Annotated in this window: 21 protein-coding genes; 3 read left to right on the forward strand and 18 right to left on the reverse strand. The window is 47.0% G+C overall.

Translation table 11 applies throughout. The features are described 5' to 3' along the window. Positions 1–29 precede the first annotated feature (29 nt). From KNP03_RS03765 to KNP03_RS03815, 11 genes are all read right to left on the reverse strand, one after another. The gene (locus KNP03_RS03765; protein ID WP_214825507.1) at positions 30–458 is read right to left on the reverse strand and encodes a CBS domain-containing protein; all 429 of its coding nucleotides are present in this window, start codon (positions 456–458) and stop codon (positions 30–32) included. Positions 459–723: 265 nt separating this feature from the next. Next, on the reverse strand, positions 724–1,839 hold the full coding sequence (locus tag KNP03_RS03770) for a M14 family metallopeptidase (protein ID WP_214825509.1): 1,116 nt from the start codon (positions 1,837–1,839) through the stop codon (positions 724–726). A gap of 85 nt (positions 1,840–1,924) precedes the next feature. Next, the gene (locus KNP03_RS03775) at positions 1,925–2,326 is read right to left on the reverse strand and encodes a hypothetical protein (RefSeq protein ID WP_214825511.1); all 402 of its coding nucleotides are present in this window, start codon (positions 2,324–2,326) and stop codon (positions 1,925–1,927) included. A 109-nt stretch (positions 2,327–2,435) separates the two neighbouring features. Continuing rightward, entirely contained in the window at positions 2,436–2,906 is a 471-nt protein-coding gene (locus KNP03_RS03780) for a flavodoxin family protein (protein ID WP_214825513.1), read from the reverse strand. 21 nt (positions 2,907–2,927) lie between these two features. Beyond that, on the reverse strand, positions 2,928–3,398 hold the full coding sequence (locus tag KNP03_RS03785) for a hypothetical protein (protein ID WP_214825515.1): 471 nt from the start codon (positions 3,396–3,398) through the stop codon (positions 2,928–2,930). After that, positions 3,395–4,048 carry an SIMPL domain-containing protein gene (locus KNP03_RS03790; RefSeq protein ID WP_214825517.1) on the reverse strand — a complete coding sequence of 218 codons (654 nt, stop codon included), beginning with the start codon at positions 4,046–4,048 and terminating at the stop codon, positions 3,395–3,397. The genes KNP03_RS03785 and KNP03_RS03790 overlap by 4 nt, the downstream gene beginning before the upstream one ends. A 160-nt stretch (positions 4,049–4,208) precedes the next feature. Next, positions 4,209–4,364 carry a hypothetical protein gene (locus KNP03_RS03795; RefSeq protein WP_214825519.1) on the reverse strand — a complete coding sequence of 52 codons (156 nt, stop codon included), beginning with the start codon at positions 4,362–4,364 and terminating at the stop codon, positions 4,209–4,211. A 13-nt stretch (positions 4,365–4,377) separates the two neighbouring features. Continuing rightward, a complete protein-coding gene (locus tag KNP03_RS03800; RefSeq protein ID WP_214825521.1) occupies positions 4,378–5,121 on the reverse strand; it encodes a hypothetical protein in 744 nt (247 codons plus the stop codon). Then, positions 5,118–5,663, reverse strand: a complete 546-nt coding sequence (locus tag KNP03_RS03805; protein ID WP_214825523.1) for an RNA polymerase sigma factor — start codon at positions 5,661–5,663, stop codon at positions 5,118–5,120. The genes KNP03_RS03800 and KNP03_RS03805 overlap by 4 nt, the downstream gene beginning before the upstream one ends. Positions 5,664–5,794: 131 nt before the next feature. Further along, complete coding sequence (locus KNP03_RS03810; RefSeq protein WP_214825525.1) at positions 5,795–6,787, reverse strand: tRNA dihydrouridine synthase; 993 nt, start codon at positions 6,785–6,787, stop codon at positions 5,795–5,797. A 116-nt stretch (positions 6,788–6,903) separates the two neighbouring features. Beyond that, positions 6,904–7,332 carry a hypothetical protein gene (locus KNP03_RS03815; protein WP_214825527.1) on the reverse strand — a complete coding sequence of 143 codons (429 nt, stop codon included), beginning with the start codon at positions 7,330–7,332 and terminating at the stop codon, positions 6,904–6,906. Positions 7,333–7,557: 225 nt separating this feature from the next. On the opposite strand from KNP03_RS03815, the gene KNP03_RS03820 reads away from it, so the two are divergent. After that, entirely contained in the window at positions 7,558–8,202 is a 645-nt protein-coding gene (locus KNP03_RS03820; RefSeq protein WP_240544423.1) for an excalibur calcium-binding domain-containing protein, read from the forward strand. 46 nt (positions 8,203–8,248) lie between these two features. Here KNP03_RS03820 and metG read toward each other — a convergent pair whose 3' ends face one another. Together metG and KNP03_RS13495 are read right to left on the reverse strand one after the other, a co-directional pair. Then, positions 8,249–9,886 carry a methionine--tRNA ligase gene (metG, locus tag KNP03_RS03825; protein ID WP_214825543.1) on the reverse strand — a complete coding sequence of 546 codons (1,638 nt, stop codon included), beginning with the start codon at positions 9,884–9,886 and terminating at the stop codon, positions 8,249–8,251. A gap of 414 nt (positions 9,887–10,300) precedes the next feature. After that, a complete protein-coding gene (locus KNP03_RS13495) occupies positions 10,301–11,182 on the reverse strand; it encodes a CPBP family intramembrane glutamic endopeptidase (RefSeq protein WP_214825545.1) in 882 nt (293 codons plus the stop codon). A 135-nt stretch (positions 11,183–11,317) separates the two neighbouring features. Between KNP03_RS13495 and KNP03_RS03835 the strand changes: the two genes are divergently transcribed. Beyond that, positions 11,318–12,526: a sensor histidine kinase gene (locus KNP03_RS03835; RefSeq protein WP_214825547.1), complete on the forward strand. Its 1,209-nt coding sequence runs from the start codon at positions 11,318–11,320 to the stop codon at positions 12,524–12,526. After that, entirely contained in the window at positions 12,513–13,160 is a 648-nt protein-coding gene (locus KNP03_RS03840) for a response regulator (protein ID WP_214825549.1), read from the forward strand. Before KNP03_RS03835 ends, KNP03_RS03840 begins: the two co-directional genes overlap by 14 nt. A 132-nt stretch (positions 13,161–13,292) precedes the next feature. Here KNP03_RS03840 and KNP03_RS03845 read toward each other — a convergent pair whose 3' ends face one another. The 5 genes from KNP03_RS03845 to rlmD form a co-directional block, all read right to left on the reverse strand. Continuing rightward, positions 13,293–14,099 carry a GNAT family N-acetyltransferase gene (locus tag KNP03_RS03845; protein WP_214825551.1) on the reverse strand — a complete coding sequence of 269 codons (807 nt, stop codon included), beginning with the start codon at positions 14,097–14,099 and terminating at the stop codon, positions 13,293–13,295. Positions 14,100–14,244: 145 nt separating this feature from the next. Further along, positions 14,245–15,078, reverse strand: a complete 834-nt coding sequence (locus KNP03_RS03850; protein WP_214825553.1) for a hypothetical protein — start codon at positions 15,076–15,078, stop codon at positions 14,245–14,247. Positions 15,079–15,215: 137 nt separating this feature from the next. Then, a complete protein-coding gene (locus tag KNP03_RS03855) occupies positions 15,216–15,806 on the reverse strand; it encodes a dihydrofolate reductase family protein (RefSeq protein WP_214825555.1) in 591 nt (196 codons plus the stop codon). 127 nt (positions 15,807–15,933) lie between these two features. Continuing rightward, on the reverse strand, positions 15,934–17,067 hold the full coding sequence (locus KNP03_RS03860; protein WP_214825557.1) for a hypothetical protein: 1,134 nt from the start codon (positions 17,065–17,067) through the stop codon (positions 15,934–15,936). Between the two features lie 208 nt (positions 17,068–17,275). Then, on the reverse strand, positions 17,276–18,634 hold the full coding sequence (gene rlmD, locus KNP03_RS03865) for a 23S rRNA (uracil(1939)-C(5))-methyltransferase RlmD (protein WP_214825559.1): 1,359 nt from the start codon (positions 18,632–18,634) through the stop codon (positions 17,276–17,278). Positions 18,635–18,646: the final 12 nt, after the last annotated feature.

Consider the following 18,646-nt stretch of genomic DNA (forward strand, 5'->3'; position numbering starts at 1 on the left):
GCCAGAACCGCGCCGGTTCTGGCTTGTTTTTATCTCACTTCATTTTCAAGTTGTTTCAACTTTGACGAGTAATACTCGATAATGTCACGGCGGCGAATGATGCCGATGAAATATTTTCCGTCATCGACGACCGGTACGAAGTTTTGATCCGTGATTGCATCGACGAGCTCTTCGATTTGAGCCGTAATCGCGACCGGTTTGTAACGTACGCGTTGCTTAATGTCTTTTAGACGTGTCCGGAGCACTTTCTCATAGTCTTCTTCCCCGCGAAGCTGTTCAGCGAGCGCCCACAACAAATCCCCTTCAGTCATCGTCCCTGCATAAAACCCATTTTCCGATACGAGCGGTACAGAGGTGAAACGATGGTGTTTCATCTTTTCCAATGCTTGTCGTACCGTTGATTCAGGGTCCAGATATTTGACGTCTTCTTTCGGATATAAAAAGAAAGCGATATTCATTTAAATCTCTCCTCAATCTGTAATCCACCTCGTTATTGTAACATGAATGATGGGACAGACTGAAATATATGAGCCATCCCATCTAAATTTCACCCGCCTTTCACAAAAAAACGTCATAAGATGGCTACCTTCTATTCAATTACAGCATTCTGTTTCACAACCTATAATTTGGAAAGTTACTCCAATTAGTTTATACCCCGAACCGCCGCTTCTTATCCTTGTCTCCACACAAAAAATGCCCCTGATCGAGACATTTTTTGTGCAATCATTCTCCTGTTTTCCATAGAGATTCTGCCTTTAACACATGCTCGATGGCAGACGCCCCTTCCCGAAGGACCGCTTCCCGCCATGAGGCATCGTCTGGGTAGAACATCGCCATAAATTCGTTACGGATCCCGTTTCGTGCTTCCGGATCCTTTGTTCCTTCAAAGTACAGACGATTCTCAAGAATGATGGTCAGAAATTCACGGATCGATGCTTTCGTCGACGTCCCGAACGTCCCGAATTCAAATAACGCCGACACGAGCCGTTTCTCAGGAAACTCTGTGTCTCGTACGTAGTAGAAATGATTCGTCGAATCGCCGAGCACCTCGTCCGGGTCAAATGTCTTCACATTTTTCAATTTATACGTCTGCTTCAAATCATCCTCGTTCCGTCCGTCCCGCTCACTGATGACCATCGTCACTTCGTTCGTCGGTCCGAGAGCGGTATGCCAATCCATATGGATCACCTTGTCGTAACGCTCCAGCAAATCCTGTTGCACACCTTTCAAGAAGATGGCAGAAGGCTCATCCTCCTCACCGCCGTAATACACACCTTTCGGAAATTGGTACTGTCCCATCCCTTTTGCGGAACTCATCGCCTCAAACCCATCTAGCTTAATCCCAGATCCGAGAAACGAATAGATATGCTCACGCGCCTCATGATAATTGTCAATCACACCATCCGGCACGAACAGGTGGCGCATCCGTTCATACTCCTGATTGATATTCCGCGGCAGGTGATCGCGGTCAATGACATAATTCCGATTCAAGTCCACGTTATGCTCGTTGACCCGTCGAAAATGTTTCATCCCCCATGGATTAATCGCATGAATGAAACAAACTCCGGTCGTCTCGTGACGCACGTTGGATAATTGCGTCTCGATGAATTGATGGGTGACAGCCGCTCCAGCGTACCCTTCAATCCCATGCTCCCCGATTGTCATGAGAAGCAACGATTCCCGGCCCTGTGTCGGCTCCCCTAGAATCAAGTCAATCGTGTCTTCACCGATGGAATGGGAAATGACTTCAGCTTTCGGATAATAGCGCTTGACGTGCGGTAACAAGTTGATAAATTTCTCCCGTGATTCTTCGTATGATGATGAAAAATAATGGCTCATCGCACTCTCCTCCATTCTATCCTTCCTATTCCATTCCCAAACAGACGCCAACTAAAAACGCCCCCTTGTAAGGAGGCGCATCGCTTCACGGTGTCCGCAGTCTCCCGCCCCGCTGTTGACGACGAAACGCCATCAAAAAGACAATCGGTGCGATGAGCACGGCGCCAAACATCCAATAGACACCAGGACTGACGAACAACTCTTCGAACGACCCAAACACCCATGCCACAACGCTAAACCCAAGAATCAGCTCAGCTGTCCAAATCACACCCCGGCGGATTGCTTGTGTCACGGTATTCGTCTTTTTGAAAAAGGCCATGCCAAAAGCAATCAAGAACGCCGGAAAGCTCGTGAACCAAAGCATACGGTTCAACGTCGATTCAGCGAAGTATGTGTTTCCGAGTGACACGGTAATCAAAAAATGAGCGACGACGACAAGCAAGACGACAAACCAACCGACAAGGACATCCCGCTCCATCTTTCTCATTCTCCTCAGCTCCTTATAGGAATTCGATTACTTATATATATTTACCCGTTTTTCTATGCTCCGCGTCAGAAACAAAAGAAAAACGCATTCTGTGTCAGAATACGTTTTCTTACGGTTTGACGAGTTCACGCGCCCAAGCCCGAGCTCGTTCTAATTCCCCTTCCTTCAGTGCCTCGGTCTCCCCGTCTACGAAAAAGGATTGTTTGATGACGTGTTCTGCACCTTTTTCCTCCATCTCCCCTTCGATTCGATTGACCGCGTGACCGAACCAGTCGATGATTTTACTGATGAGTGGATTTTGATCCTCTTTGACGACGCTCGTGTCGAAGGCTGCTGTCCGCTTCCCTCGCAACGCATTGTCCGATAGCGCATCGAGAAACACTTTGATGTCCTCTGTCTCATATCCCCCATGTGTCGGCGAACCGACCACGACCAAGTCGACATGCGCCAAATCACATGACCCGTAGTGCAGGACATGTTCCATTCTTGCTTTATGCTCTCCTTCTAGCTCTTGTTGCATCGCATGCGCGATTTTTTCCGTATGACCATAAAGTGAGTCAAAAATAATTAAAACGTTCATGTGAGTTCCCCTTTCTTGCACTTATGAATCCCTTCCCGTTTCATCCGAGGAGAAATCACGTTTTCTGAGGGAACGTCGCCATTTGATCAAGAGATAAATCATTCCGAACAAACCGACGCCAACCAGGACGTATCCGAGCAAATCGAGTAGCTCTCTCACGTGGTACGGCGAATCAAAACGATACTCTGCTCGCTTCCACACGCCATCCTCTTCGACCGCGATGACCTGGTCGGGCGATTGTCCGCGCACTTCCCGATATTCTGTACCGACTTCATAAAAGTTGGATGCATTCCCGTAATAGCGTCCCGTCTCATCGTTCACTGCGGTCTCCACCTTTCCAATTACATCCCCCAATTCGGAAACCGCAATCGGCATATTCAGCACCTCATACACCCGACCGTCATAGACGACAAAAGCGTATGCCCATGATAATGCGGATGCAGTACGGGACAGGAACAACAGGAACAGGAGGAGCCCAATGACGCGTTTCATGTTAGACTCCAGACAAATGTCGCCGAATCACTCACATTGATGTCATCGGGTTCGATCTCCGGCATGCTCTCTTCTGCAAAAAGCGAAACTTTTTCTTCATATTGGATGAGCGTAGGCGAATGCAGGCGAAGCTCGTTCCAGGAATAATCAATTGTCAACAACTCACCTAATTCGGCTCCGGCCCCTTTCACTAACAAAGCAGCCCGTTTTTTCGCACTCTCGGCCGCACTCATGAGTAACTGATCCTCAACGACGTCTCGATCCTTCACCGTGAAACGAATCGATAGTTTCGGCTCGACAGCTGAATCCCCGATTTGCACGATGAGGTGCGACAATCGTTTCGTATTCAGCTCAAACTCTAACTTCATGTTCTGTTTACACACGTAGCCGACAAAGCGCGTCTTATATTCATGGTTTTCGTCCCGGTAATGTTCGTTCTCCGTATCGATGGTTAAGTCGCTCGTTTTGAGGTCCTCTCTTTTAAACCCGGCTTTCACGATTGCTTTTTGAAGTTGTGCGACAGTCGTCGCGGCCAGGGTCATCGTCTTTTCGTAGTTCGGATCTCTGGAGACCATCTCCATTTGAATGACGATCAGGTCAGGCTTCAATGAAACCTTCCCTGTTCCTCTTACCGTGATTGTCCGTTCCATTCTCATCTACTCCTCCCACCCGTTAATCGCCCACGCGTCAACGTACATAGCGTCATCACAACGAGTCCCCACTTTATCGAAGTTACGGATTGATTTTCTGTCACTACGTTATTCGGCATCCCGTTCTACTCATCCTTCTTCATACTAAAAATTGGAAAAGTTAAGGATGGTTTGCTTTCCACGTGCCCGCTAAAAGACCTATCATTGCGCCGATTGCAATCCCGATTCCGATGTCAAATCCGACGACGATTGACACGACAAGACCAATCCCAGCCCCCATCACCATACCGAGTCCAATTGCAGTTTTTGAGTCCATCCCTTTCATCTCCTCATTTTTTGAATCGTTCACGCATGAACACCTCTACATCACTCAGCGTCTGCGCTTCGGAGAGCGACGGATAAGCGTCACGCATGAAGACGAGCCCGTCTGCCGTATCTAAAAATAGATAACGCTCCCCGTCCGGGAATCCGTACTCCGAGACGTCCCTCACTTGAAGGGTCGCCCCGTTCTGCTCCCAAATGAACGTTTCATCATAGCGTATGGGCATAAAAATACCATTCATCCCAACCTGTAGTTGTGAGACAACATCCGTGTCGGTTTGATACACGTCTGAGCCGATGTAGGGCGTTCGTATGACGATGTTTTCTCCCGCTCTCATATCCCCGCGATAGACGTCCGTCACGAGGAGCGTCACGAGTGACTGGTAGACAGATTGACCGTTGAAGTCGAGTTCGATATGGTCGATTTTCTGTACTTCACCTTTAATAACCTGCGGGTTCCACTTCGTGAACAGCTCCTCCTCGGTCATACTCACCAAGCTCGCTTGACTCACCTCACGATTTACGTCAGACTCGTCCACGTAGTACACAGCCATGCTTTTCGAAGAGTTCGATAGCGCCAACTCCTCCTTCCAAATATCCGCTGTGATGACGGAAAAAAGTAGCGCCGCCACCGCCACGAGTCCGCCTCCCAATATGACACCTCGTCGTCTTTTTTGATGCGCCGGCATTGATTCTTCCACGTAACGTTCATCGACCTCACCGATCAATCGGGCCAACCGTGTCTCATTCATAACGCCACTCCTTCCGACTCCAACACTTGTTTCAACTGTGTACGTGTCCGCATCAATATCATTTTGACGTTGCTCTCTCCCATCCGATTCATCTTGGCGATTTCCTTGATTGAATAAAAATGGAAATATCGTTGCATGAAGACACGCCGTGTCTGTTCGGGAAGTGTCATCAAAAAATCATTCAAAATTTCGACGATGTCCTCATCATTGTGACTCGAGGACGTCAACACGTTCTCTAATTCTTCATAGACGAGCGGCACGTCACCGACTCCTCGCTTTTTCGCATGATACAGCTCGTAGCGATTGAGCGATAGATTACGGACAACCTTAGCCAAAAATGCGCCTAATCGCCGAGGGCGGGTCGGCGGGATCGCCTCCCACACTTTCATATATGTATCATTCACACATTCCTCAGCGTCCTCCCGATTATGTAAAATATTGTATGATATCGTCTGACAGTACCGGCCATATTTCCGCTTCGTCGCAACAATCGCATATTCGGAGCGTTGCCAGTACCAATCGATGATCACTTGATCGTCCATTTCGTCCACCTCGTTTTCTCGTAACGTTCTTCACTATCAATGACCGATATTCCCCTTAAGGCGTCACAACTTTTCGTAAAAAAGTTAAACTCCATACAAAAAAGGATTCAGCCGAGGCTGAACCCTAGATATTATTCTGCAGCGAGCGCTGCCTCTTCTTGTTTATACTTTTCGACGAAGGCGTCAAGCAACGCGCGGACCTCGTCCGTCGACTTCGTCTCCATCAGGCTGTGACGGAGCTCGCTCGCCCCGCGGAATCCTTTGACATAAATCTTGAAGAAACGGTGCAAGTTCGAAATCGAACGTGGCACTTCCTCCTGGAATTTGTCCTGCAGGTCGAGCTGGAGGCGTAACAGATCGAGGTGTTCTTCCATCGAATGTTCACGCGGCTCTTTTTCGAACGCGAACGGATTTTTGAAAATCCCGCGACCGATCATGACTCCGTCAACACCATATTTCTCAACGAGCTCGAGTCCCATCTGTCGGTCGAGGATATCTCCGTTGATTGTGATGAGCGTGTCCGGTGCGATTTCGTCACGCAGCTTGACGATGTCCGGGATCAACTCCCAGTGGGCATCGACCTTACTCATCTCAGAGCGCGTCCGTAAGTGAATCGATAAGTTGGCGATGTCCTGCTTCAGGATGTGCGTCAACCAGTCACGCCATTCGTCGAGCTTCGAATATCCGAGACGCGTCTTGACACTGACCGGGAGTCCGCCTGCTTTTGCCGCTTGAATGAGCTCTGCCGCGACTTCCGGACGAAGGATGAGGCCGCTCCCTTTCCCGCGACGTGCGACGTTCGGGACCGGGCAACCCATGTTGATATCGAGCCCTTTATAGCCCATCTCGGCCATGCCGATACTCATTTGACGGAAATATTCCGGGTTGTCTCCCCAAATATGGGCGACCATCGGCTGCTCGTCCTCAGTGAACGTCAAGCGACCGCGGAGGCTACCTTTCCCTTCCGGGTGGCAATAGCTGTCTGAGTTCGCAAACTCGGTGAAGAACACGTCCGGTCGGCCGGCATGGGCGACGACGTGGCGGAAGACGACATCGGTCACGTCTTCCATCGGTGCAAGTATGAAAAATGGACGCGGAAGGTCGCGCCAGAAGTTCTCTTTCATCGTAAAATCAGTTCCTTTCTAAAATACAGTCCAATAAAATCACTTATCTATTCTATTATGTCTGCCGGATTGTATCAACTGACTTTACTTCCGCACACAAATAAGGACCGGTCGTTTTATAAGACCAGTCCTTCGACTTCGGCTGATTCCCATTGAACAATGAAATCCCCCGTGTAGTAGATGCTTAGTTCCATCGTCAAATAAGCTGTGTCGGTCATCCACATGCAACTCAACAACAATCGGTTGGGTCCGAACAATTCTCCGACGATCTCCAGTCGCCCGTTCTTCACGATGTCACGCACCGTCTTCATCGACAGCATCTCATATGTCGTATCCGCAAACCTTGTGAGCGTCGATTGATTCCAATCGATTCGCGGGATGGTCACGACTGCACGGGATGTCCATTCGGCACGTTGTTTGAACCGATCTTCAATCCCGTTTTCAAACTCAAGTCGGATGGTATCGTTCATGATGGTGACGTCGGACACAACCGCACCTTGAAAAGACAAGGGCCGTTTCGGTTGTTTCATCACATATTGTTTCATTGTCCTCCTCCTTTGTCCCAATCGCTCGTCTGCACCAAAAAAGTCGTGTCCCTTCTCCATTTCGCTTCTTCGGAATCAAACTCCTCGTGACGTTCGTGACAATTCCCGTGAAATCACAATAACCCATTCATAACATTCAGATTCGCTTGTGATTACGAGATAAATTCTATATACGATTAATATAACGAGATGGGCGAATTTGGCATGAGGAATGGAGGGCTTCAGATGGAGTGGGGTTGGTTTGGTGTCTTACTAATCGGAATAGTGTTCTTCTACGCTCGGCGACAGAAGGCATGGGTGATGGGTTCTGTTATCCTGACCGTTTTATTGTTAAGTGCATGTAGCGGGGAGGACATGATCAGTGCCGAGAAATACGAAGACGATTTGGCTACGATTGAAGAGAAAATGACGACACTTTTGTCCGAAAAAGATAACCTGCAAACGCAGCTCGATGACTTCAAGAAAGAGAACGCATCACTGCTTCAGCAGCTAGAAGAGGCAAAAAACGCGACCGAGCAAACTATTAAAGACATGGAGCAGAAATTGCGGGAACAGTTCGATGAAGACCTAGAAAGCGCAAAAGCCGCCGCGGAAGAACGGGCCGATGAAGAGATTGCAGCCGTCCGTCAAGAGGAGGCCGCCAAAACGGAGGCCGCAATCGCCAAGGCGAAAAAAGAGTTCGAACAACAAGCTCAAGCTTCCACGAACACACAGTCCAACACGCAATCGAATGCTCAGTCCACGACCAAGACCGAATACTTCCAAAACTGTACCGACTTACGTGGCACGTATCCGGGAGGCGTCTCTTCCAGCCATCCGGCCTACCAGTCGAAGATGGACCGTGACAAAGACGGTTGGGCATGTGAATGATTAAAAAGTCGGCCTCCTATTCCGTAAGGGGCCGATTTTGATTTGTTCAACGCTGTACGCTCAAGGTTTCTTTTAGCTTTCCTAATTCGACAGCAATCCTTTCTTTCTCAATTCGTTCGAATAACACCTCGACATGTTCCAATTGTAGACCGCCCTCAATAACAATCGGTTGCCACTCTTCTTCTGTTATGGAGAGCATTCTTTGAATGGTTTTCGCAGAAAACGGTAAGAATGGTGACAGCAAGATTGAGAGATTTCCGATGATTTGAACACACGTATATAACGTGTCTGCACAGCCTTGCCTGTCCCCTTTCACGGTGACCCAAGGTTTTGCATCATCAAAAAATTTATTCGCAAATCGAATCAACGTGAAAATCGTTTCCAACGCCTCTTTAAATCGTCCCTCTTCAATCAAAGCCCCGACTGTATCGTAGACTTCTTCTAGTTGTCTGGAGACGTTCAACTCACACGTACCGTTTGGAATGCGACCGTCAAATGACTTTTGAATGAAGACGAGATTTCGATTGACGAAGTTTCCGAATGCCCCAAGTAATTCTCCATTATGACTATGGATGAACTCACGCCATGAAAAGTCCCCGTCCCTTTTTTCAGGTCCATTTGCAATCAAAAAATAGCGGATTGAATCAGGATGATACTGTTGAAGCAAGTCAGGTACCCATACTGCCCAGTTCTTGCTCGTGGATAGCTTCTTTCCCTCTAACGTGACATATTCACTCGAAACGATGCGGTCTGGAAGATGGTAATCTCCATGTGCCTCAAGTAGTGCCGGTAAGATCACCGTGTGGAATGGGATGTTGTCTTTACCATGTACGTAATAATGGAGCGAATCATCCGACCAAAATCGCTTCGTTTCCGTGTAATGTTGTTTCGTCCATTGCTGACTTGCCGATAAATACCCTAATACCGCCTCGACCCATACATAAATTTTCTTCTGTTGAAATCCACTAATCGGTACAGGTATGCCCCAATCCAAATCCCGGGTGATAGCCCGATCAATTAATCCTTCTTCTATATATCGTCGAGACAGATTGTACGCATTTTCTCTCCAACCTGTCGCCGAATCTACATAAGTTTCGATAAATTTTTGCAAGGTAGACAAGGCAAAATAAAATTGTTCTGACTCTCGGAACGTTGGTGTATCGCCACAAATGCTACATCGCCGATTGTGTAAGTCGATTGGTTCGACAATCTTTCCACAATGATCGCACTGATCCCCTCTTGCCCCACTCCCACAATCCGGACACGTTCCGACTACGAATCGATCCGGAAGAAATTGTTGGCAGAACCCGCAATACGCCTGTTCAACGGTCTTTGGGTAAACAAATCCCTTTTCAACAAGCGCTTGGAAAAATTGTTGAACAAACTGCTTGTGCGCCTCGTCCGTTGTCTGGCTGTAAACATCATAGGAAAAACCGAGTCGCTCGAAGCAGTCTTTAAACTCTTCATGATAGCGATTCGCAATTGCAGACGGGGTTACGCCTTCACGAGTCGCCCGGACTTGGATTGGTGTCCCGTGGCAGTCACTGCCGGAAACATAACAAACCTCCACATTCTTTAATCGATAATATCTTGCTAACACATCGCCCGGCAGTAAAGCTGCGACATGTCCTACATGTAAGGAACCGTTGGCGTACGGCCATGCTCCTCCAATCAATACATTCATCTTTCGCACCTCCGAAGTTTTTGGATTCATTCCATTCAATACAAAAAAGCTCTCACCTCCAGGAAATATTCCTAGGGACGAGAGCTGACGCTTCGTGGTACCACCCCGGTTTGTCCGCCCCTTACGAGACAGACCTCAACAGATACGTCAGAAAAACCTGATTATATCCTGGCACGATAACGGGTGCATCCGTCGCAGTCTAAACTGTATAGTTGTCGGTGCGAATGCTCCAAGACCATGTTCAGTCACGTATCCATTCCCCCTTCTCAGCTTACTGGGGTTCTCTGTACATGTATTCAGCGACCTACTCTTCTCTTCAACGCATTGGGTTATGATGTTTTAATTAGTTTAGCAAACGAGATTTTCCTACCGCAATACTTTTTTGTCAGCATGCATCTCGATTCCTTTTCAATCTCACAAAACGACAGTAGTCGTATCTGATCGGGTTTCACGAACTTCTGATTGCCATAACGTTTGTAAGTTTTCAGCTGGTGTGACCCACCCGTTTTTACCATACATGACGTTCGTCAAGAGAATGAGAAGTGCGCTCAATACGAATTCATAAGCGAGCTTGTCCGATAATGAAACCGTTGCATCCAACCAAATAAAAGCGGCTTCTGATCCGTGGATAACCAAATCATTTAATTGATTATGGGCAGCATGGACAATCGTGCTCACGATGAGCGACCCACTTTTCAAGTAAATGTATCCATACACAATCCCACCGAGAAACCAGCTTCCTGCTTTCATGACATCAAATCCGTTCGTCACAAAGTGCATCGCCATGAAGAGGAAAGATGAGATGAAAAGCATTTTCCAAAAACCGAACGAATTTAAATTCGCCATAAAGTACCCTCTTGCCAATACTTCTTCTTTAAGTGCTGCAAGGAACCAGCCGACCATACCAATAAATAGAAATTTGATAAAGTTGGCGGTTAAAAACGTTTCCCACTCGAATGTGATGCTCACCTTATTCTGTAAATCGAGAATGATAACAAAACCGACGACTGTAAAAAGTGTGATGATAACACAAAACAAACTGAACACCATATGTTTTCGGTTTAACAAAAATCCCAATTGTATAGGATTTTTCCGATTGACCCGTTGATACAACACGAGCAGGGCAAATGTGTTGAGCGCCCCGACCAAAGCAAACATCGATTGCATCCACACGTAGTTAGTTAGCATGTCATCAAACTTTCCGAAAGCTTGAAGTCCCCCCGCAATCACTCCAAAAATCAAAAAGGTGATGACGATTGCCAGCACAATGCGCCATGTCGCTACAAAACGTTTCACGTTAACCATCTCCTTTCACTTTTTCTATCTCAATCGTATCGCCCAAAAGTCATATGACTGTAGTGATTGGAGTCATATTTTTTGTGTGATACGATAATAAATAGATAAAATTTGTTTAAGTAGGTAGGGATGAAGATGGAAACAACTCGCGTTGCCTGGCACTGGACTCGAACGGATTGGTTTATCTTTGCTTTACGTTCCAGTTGGTATGGAACGGGACTCATCTATTATTACGTGGAACAGGAACAGCTCGGACAACTCTCTTATCAAACCTTCTTTTTGTTTACCTCTCTCGGCTTCTTCCTGCCACTTTTCTTTTGGCGCCCTCATTATTTTCATGTTAAACATTATCTGTTGACCGAGTTGGTCGTGACGGGAGCTTTCTCTATTCTCGTGAACAATATCTTGGGTGTTTACTTGAGCACGTCAGTCATTTTGATGCCGATGTTGATGGTCGGATACATGATGACTAGAGACACCTCAAAATGGACCATCCCCCTTTTTCTCATCGCAATTCCGCTCAATCGAATTTGGACGATGGATCACAGTTTCACATTTTTCATTCAGTACATCGACATCCTGCTTTTCTTCAGTATCGGAATTGGATTTAACCGGATTACTGCATCTCAAAAACGCTTCAAACAACTTCTTGCTGCCAATGCTCAACAACTAAATGAAATTGAGCAACAAAATAAAGTACTTCAACACTACGCAAATGAGATTGAACGGTTAGCCTTGACGGAGGAACGAAATCGAATGGCCAGAGATTTGCATGATACCATCGGACATCATTTCACTTCAGTCGCCATCGGTCTCGATGCCGCAATCTTTATGATCGACAGACAACCCGAGTTGGCTAAGGAGAAACTGGCTACGTTATCCGAGGTTGCCCGAACCGGACTCTCCGAAATACGAAGAACGATCCATCAAATCGCACCTGCAGATGAAGAGTCGCTCCTTACCAAGCAGCTTGAAAAGCTGACCTTGGACTTCTCGACACATACCGAAACACCAATCGACTATGAATGGTCCGGTACTGAATATGAAGCTCCACCACATATAAAACACGTCTTTCAACGATATCTGCAGGAATGTCTGACGAATGCTAAACGCCACGGAGAAGCAACCTACATCCGTGTCTCGCTCCACTTCCAACCTGACCATCTGTCCTTATCCATTTATAATAACGGGAAAGCCATGTCGTCAGCGACTCCAGGATTCGGATTATCCAAGATGAAACAACGACTCCAAGAAATAGGCGGAACATTCGAAATTAAACAGGAAGACGGGGTCACCATCCGCTGTCAGATTCCGATTAGGAGGGATTCATTTGGATCAAATTAAACTATTGTTGGTCGACGACCAAGAACTGATTCGTGAAAGTCTGGCATTTGTTTTAAATACAGACCCAGAGTTAATTGTCATTGACTTAGCCGATAACGGGAGCAGTGCCATTCAATGTTGTGAAACACAATTACCTGATATCGTTTTAATGGACATCCATATGCCACTGTTAAACGGAATTGAAGCAACGAAATTGATGAAACAGCGGTGGCCCGAAGTCAAAGTGATTATGCTGACTACGTTCAATGAAGTGAATCAAGTTGTCGAAGCCCTTTCTATCGGGGCGGAAGGCTATTTATTGAAAGCTATTCATCCAAATGATTTGATGGCGGGCATCAAATTGATTCATCGCGGCGGTACGTTATTACCTCAGCATTTAGCGCAAGCACTCGTACAGGAACTACAAACTCCTGTGTCCAGCAACCCGTCTTCAACGATTGACTTTCAATTGACTGATCGAGAACAAGAGGTGCTTACCTGTATAGCAATCGGTCTTTCAAACAAACAAATTGCTGAAAAGCTGTTCTTGTCTCAAGGGACGGTTAAAAACTACATATCTAGCATCTATAGTAAATTGGATGTCAAAGACCGCGTCCAGGCAATTTTAAAAGCACAAGAAGAAAAATTGATTTAAGTCGAAAAACCATGCGCTCACGGATGCGAAGAGGCATGGTTTTTTGTATACATTTACGTTTTAAGACGGTTGTAAAGTTCAAAATTCCGTATTTTTCTTGTTTCGTGATGGAGTTTTTTAAATACTTCTACCTCACCCGTCCACTCCCGGGAACATCAGATGTGTGTTTACGATTTTATAATCCAATCCTTGATACAGCTTGACCGCCGCTTGATTGAGCTCCCATACTTCTAATTTCGACTTGCTTAAACCAACCGACTTGAAGTAATTGAAGATAAACTGCATGATCTGTTTCCCCATGCCTTGTCCGCGATACGACGGCATCACATATAACGTCTCGACATGCCCATAACCCTCATCCTCGAAGATGGTACAACCGCCGACCACCTCACCGTCGATGGAGAATACGAAGTTTCGGAAATGCTCTTTTTCGGACTGTGCTTCATAGTCATCAAGGTCGAGTGGTGTGACAAATAGGTCATCATACATCGACTTATAGCTTGCCAGCACGTCCTCGTCTTCCGTGTCGATTTCCTCCACGTTCAGTTTTTTTGAAAGACGGATTGTCTGCATCGCCTCTAATTCCTTTTCCATGATAACGGTGTATTGCGGGTCAAATCCGTTTTTCACGTAAAACGCAAGCTTCTCCTCATCCGGCTCGAAGCCTGTATAAATACGTGCCTTCAAGTCAGGCTGCAATGCTCGCAACGCTTTGGCCCGATTGTACACTTGGTCAAAAAGAGGTTGCCGTACGTCTTCCTGATCCGTGTTTACCTGGATGAACAATAAATAAGGCGTGTCACCCGTTTGATGCATGTTGATTGAAGGATAGACAAAGGCGTTCCCCAAAAACTCTTCCCGCTCATCAAAAGCCAGAAAGATATTTTCCATCGCATTGCCGTACTGGTCCTCATTCGGATTGATGATTTGAATGTTCATTCGATGGTCCCCATTCGTTTAAAGTACGTGCACAGCTTTCTTCGGATAAGAAAGAATTCGCTAGTCGGGGAGTTCTTTCCTTTCGGATATCACGGCAAAAAAAATCCCTATTCGTATGTGAATAGGGATCGTCGTCACGAATTGATTAAAAAATCATGATTCTAGCGTTTTTGGCATAACCAAGCTCGATTCTTTCACATTTCATCCCGTAACGGTTCGATTCAAATGTATGTTCATAGCGGCTGAGGGAGGCACTCCCAATCGGGTTCAATGTATGGAAGACGACGACCGGTTTTCCTGCTGAATTATAATAAAAATGCGGATCCATCAAGTCTGGCATCGAATACCCCTCTGTGAATTCCCATTCGTACGTATTGTCTGACGTCAAAATTTCAAACTCCCACCAGGACACCCCGTGCCACATCGCGCCAAATTCATGAAGCTCGTGATAGGCGATGGCAGCCTGGAGATAAGACAGCGGACTCGCGTCCCCTTCAATCGCCTCCATGAAATCGTCGAGCGCAACACGCGGCTTCGGTGGAGACAAAAAATATTCCGTTAATCGTTCACACGCCTCAGGCTCCGGCAAGGATTGTTCTGCCGGAATGGCCCATACGACCCCGTTCCCATTGTCTCCTTCTACGAATTGGTAGGCCTCTAATTTGAATTCTTCTTTCACACGAAGTCTTGAGAATGCACGAATGACGCGTTCCGGATCATCATAGGACTTTCTCCAGCCATTCGAATACACTCTCATTTCCCGTTCTTTAGGAGAAGCTTCCTCAATTGCCGTCTCCGGCTTGGTGTCCTCTAACGTAAACACGTGCAAGGTCTCGACATCAACCTGTTGAATCGCGTTTTGTTGAGAGGACGGGGCGTCGCCTTGCCCTGAACACGTCGCTTCATTCTCTGAACCTTGATTGCTGAACAACTCGCGTCCCTTTTTCAATATCCGTTTAATCCATTGATGATGTTTCATGCTCCAATCCCCGATCTTGTTTAGTTAATTTCGTAAAATCAGTGTACAAAATCCGGTCGGTTCATCTAGGTAAAATTTCTTTCTGGGTTAAATAAAATGGACAGACGCCTTGTTGACGTCTATCCATGTCATTTCATTCACGCACTCTCTACATCAACGTTCCGCTTATAGTGCACGACTGATACCCCGTTCGGAAGGGAATGATGCTCAATCACCTCGAGAGTAAGAGGATTCAGACCGTCATTCGGGAACAACTGCTTTCCGGAACCGATGATGATCGGGTAGTGGATGAACCAGCACTCGTCGACGAGATTGTGGTGCAACAAGGTCTGCACGAGTTCACTGCTTCCCCATACATGAAAGTCCGGTCCATCAGCTTGCTTTAATTCTTTTAATTCCTCAACCGGTTCGGATAGAAATACGTCCGGTCCCCACAACGAATTACTTTGTGTCGTTGAAGCCACATATTTGGTGGCAGTGTTCGCTTCCGGCCAAATCTCTGCATGATTTGGCCAATAGTCTGCCCATAATTCATAGGTTCTTCTTCCCAACAACAAATCGAACTCACGATGCATCTGCCCCCGGACCAGTCGCCCTAATTCTGTACTCGCAAATGGCGCCGTCCAGCCTCCGTGCGTAAACCCTCCGCTCAAGTCTTCGTCTTTCCCACCCGGTGCCTGGATTACGCCGTCCAACGACAGATGTTCCAACACAATAATTTTTCTCATTTTCAATCCCCCCTCATTTGACTGTAAAAGCCTCCGATTCCAACAATCGAAGGCTGCTTTATCTCATCTTATTCTACTTTCTCCATCATCACCACCGCATTCACATGCAGTTACAAGAATGCGTCAATCATTCATTGGATGCTTCGTTTATATATACTCTTAAGTCTTCTAATTCTTCGAACTGATTGATTGCGACCGCATTTCCCTTCATCAGTTTCATGGCCCGCTCGTCAAGCGCCTGTATTTTCTCAGAAACGATATCAAAATCACCACGGTGCAAATGAGATGCTACATCCGGTAGTTCCAAATCATCATAGGTTTTTCTGTATTCTTTATAGATGCGAAGGCTTGAGTCGTCTGTTTCATCATAAGAACTGGAAAGCATCAAAGACATTTCATTCTGTAGTTTCGTCGCAGCTGCGAACATAGCGATTTCATTTTTCTTGTTGCATGCTGAACGTACTTTATTCGTATATTCAAAAACTCCAGGATAATACCCCTTGAATACCTCTTGAAACGGCTCTCTTTCCCCGAGTCGTTTTTGTTCGGCCAGTAACAATTCCCTTATCTCTTCCTTTAGCCTCAGTGCCGTTTCTTCAATTTCATGAAAATTCTCAGAAGTTGATATGGTCCGGATCGATTCCAATAGTTTTTCAGGTTTAATTTTAAAGGATTGAAGCTTTTCATCATTCGCCCACCACACTCGGTTGAAGTAGGTTTGATTCATGAGAGCCAGACAATCTACAGATGTATCAATAAATTCTAATGCGGCCGTCTTGATCGAAGTGACATCGTTCTCTTTGATCGACAAGGCCAGTTTTTCAAAGTAGAACGGGATGACTTTGTACACTTCCTCTGCCTCTTTCATCATCGCTCGTTTATTCTCAGGTTTTTGTAACTCCTCTATCCGCTTCTGAAGAGCGTTAAACTTTTTCAAATCTTCTTCAGACCTTGCGTAAAGCACCTTTGCGTTTGCGATCAGTGAGGGTGCCACCGCGTAGCTTTGCTTTCCAGAAGCAATTTTTTCAGCGTATTCCCAGGAGACCGGCCAAAACTCGAAAGGCAGTTCTTGAAAGATGAAAGAGCTGTAGAGCGGAACCGTTTTTCCCTCATCCGGAATGTAAAACATGTCCAGGTCAGAAGTCTCCGATGCTTCTCCAATAGCATAGGATCCGTAATAGGCTATTATTCCAACGTCCTTCCCATAGTTTTCTTTTGCATTCTCAACGAGTACTTCGGCAACTTTAAAAACGTCAACCACTTATATTCACCCCTTTTTCAACTGTTGAAATCCAATTTCATTTGTAACATTATGGATTTATATCTATAAATAATGGTGAATTAAGGATAGTTGAAACGCAAGGTAAAAAATATTAAACCTTTTTGTCCCTCGTACAAATTTGCACTAAAAAATTCCCCCAAACTACCTGTTTGGAGGAATTCATAACACGCTTCACTATATACCTTTTCTACTCTTTCTCCATCCATGCCACCGTCTCCACATGCGCCGTATGCGGGAACATGTCGACCGGTGTCACTTCCATCAAGCGATAGCCGCGGTCAGCGAGGTAACGCATATCGCGCGCTTGTGTCGCGACGTTACATGACACGTAGACGATCCGCTTCGGTCCCATCTCGACCATCGTCTCGAGGAACGACTCGGCACACCCTTTACGTGGCGGGTCGACGACGATGACCTCAGGGTCGATGTCGTCTTTCTTCCACTGCGGGAGCACTTCCTCTGCCGCTCCACACGCGAACGTCACGTTGTCGATCTCATTGACGAGGGCGTTTTGTTTCGCGTCCTCGATTGCTTCCGGTACGACTTCGACACCGTACACGTGTGCCGCTTTCCGGGCGAGGAACAAGCTGATCGTCCCAATGCCGCAATAGGCGTCGACAACCTGCTCTGTACCAGACAATTGTGCGTACTCCAGCGCCTTCCCGTACAGCTTCTCCGTCTGAACCGGGTTCACCTGGAAGAACGAGTGCGGGGAAATCGTGAACGTAAGTCCACCAATCTTATCCTCGATCGTCTCATGACCGTAGAGCAGCTTGTTCGTTGACCCGAGGATGACGTTCGTCTTGTCCGGGTTGACGTTTTGCATGATCGACGTCACGTCCGGAAGACGCTCGACGATCTCGGCGACGATCTCATTCACACCTTTGATTTTTGTCGTCTTCGTGATGAGGACGATCATGAGTTCACCTGAATGGTACCCGTAGCGTGCCATGACGTGACGGATGACGCCACGCCCGGTCTTCTCATCATACGCCGGCACACCGCGCGCGTCTAACACGTCGCGGACGACCTGCACCGCTTCATCATTTCGCTCGTCCTGAATGAGGCATTCGTTCATCTCGACGATGTCATGCGAACGTGGACGGTAAAATCCGGCGACGAGACGCTCGCCTTCCTGCTTGAACGGGACCTGTGCCTTGTTGCGATAGCGCCATGGCTCCGGCATCCCAATCGTGTCATGGACCGGCACGTCGAATTGACCGAGTCGCTGAAGCGCCTCGACGACGCGGGCCCGTTTTTGACGGAGTTGTCCCTCGTAGCTGAAGTGTTGGAGCTGACAGCCTCCGCATTGATAGAAAATCGGGCACGGCGGCTCAACCCGGTCCGCACTCGGTTCTTTCACTTCAAGTAAACGGGCGAACCCGTACTGTTTGTTCGTTTTCGTCACGACGATTTCGACCGTCTCCCCCGGCAGGGCGTTCGGTACGAACAACGTATAGCCGTCAACACGGGCCACACCCGCTCCTTCGTGCGTCAAGTCATGGATGTGGACGTCGAGACGGTCATTCTTTTTCACTGGCAGCATATGCATGCTCCT

It is taken from the genome of Exiguobacterium algae, assembly GCF_018617875.1.
Classification (GTDB): domain Bacteria; phylum Bacillota; class Bacilli; order Exiguobacteriales; family Exiguobacteriaceae; genus Exiguobacterium; species Exiguobacterium algae.

Excerpts from the sequence above, each read along its gene's own strand:
- KNP03_RS03765 (WP_214825507.1), bottom strand. The coding sequence starts at position 458 with ATGAATATCGCTTTCTTTTTATATCCGAAAGAAGACGTCAAATATCTG.
- KNP03_RS03770 (WP_214825509.1), bottom strand. The coding sequence starts at position 1,839 with ATGAGCCATTATTTTTCATCATCATACGAAGAATCACGGGAGAAATTT.
- KNP03_RS03775 (WP_214825511.1), bottom strand. The coding sequence starts at position 2,326 with ATGAGAAAGATGGAGCGGGATGTCCTTGTCGGTTGGTTTGTCGTCTTG.
- KNP03_RS03780 (WP_214825513.1), bottom strand. The coding sequence starts at position 2,906 with ATGAACGTTTTAATTATTTTTGACTCACTTTATGGTCATACGGAAAAA.
- KNP03_RS03785 (WP_214825515.1), bottom strand. The coding sequence starts at position 3,398 with ATGAAACGCGTCATTGGGCTCCTCCTGTTCCTGTTGTTCCTGTCCCGT.
- KNP03_RS03790 (WP_214825517.1), bottom strand. The coding sequence starts at position 4,048 with ATGGAACGGACAATCACGGTAAGAGGAACAGGGAAGGTTTCATTGAAG.
- KNP03_RS03795 (WP_214825519.1), bottom strand. The coding sequence starts at position 4,364 with ATGGACTCAAAAACTGCAATTGGACTCGGTATGGTGATGGGGGCTGGG.
- KNP03_RS03800 (WP_214825521.1), bottom strand. The coding sequence starts at position 5,121 with ATGAATGAGACACGGTTGGCCCGATTGATCGGTGAGGTCGATGAACGT.
- KNP03_RS03805 (WP_214825523.1), bottom strand. The coding sequence starts at position 5,663 with ATGGACGATCAAGTGATCATCGATTGGTACTGGCAACGCTCCGAATAT.
- KNP03_RS03810 (WP_214825525.1), bottom strand. The coding sequence starts at position 6,787 with ATGAAAGAGAACTTCTGGCGCGACCTTCCGCGTCCATTTTTCATACTT.
- KNP03_RS03815 (WP_214825527.1), bottom strand. The coding sequence starts at position 7,332 with ATGAAACAATATGTGATGAAACAACCGAAACGGCCCTTGTCTTTTCAA.
- KNP03_RS03820 (WP_240544423.1), top strand. The coding sequence starts at position 7,558 with ATGGAGTGGGGTTGGTTTGGTGTCTTACTAATCGGAATAGTGTTCTTC.
- metG (WP_214825543.1), bottom strand. The coding sequence starts at position 9,886 with ATGAATGTATTGATTGGAGGAGCATGGCCGTACGCCAACGGTTCCTTA.
- KNP03_RS03835 (WP_214825547.1), top strand. The coding sequence starts at position 11,318 with ATGGAAACAACTCGCGTTGCCTGGCACTGGACTCGAACGGATTGGTTT.
- KNP03_RS03845 (WP_214825551.1), bottom strand. The coding sequence starts at position 14,099 with ATGAACATTCAAATCATCAATCCGAATGAGGACCAGTACGGCAATGCG.
- KNP03_RS03850 (WP_214825553.1), bottom strand. The coding sequence starts at position 15,078 with ATGAAACATCATCAATGGATTAAACGGATATTGAAAAAGGGACGCGAG.
- KNP03_RS03855 (WP_214825555.1), bottom strand. The coding sequence starts at position 15,806 with ATGAGAAAAATTATTGTGTTGGAACATCTGTCGTTGGACGGCGTAATC.
- rlmD (WP_214825559.1), bottom strand. The coding sequence starts at position 18,634 with ATGCTGCCAGTGAAAAAGAATGACCGTCTCGACGTCCACATCCATGAC.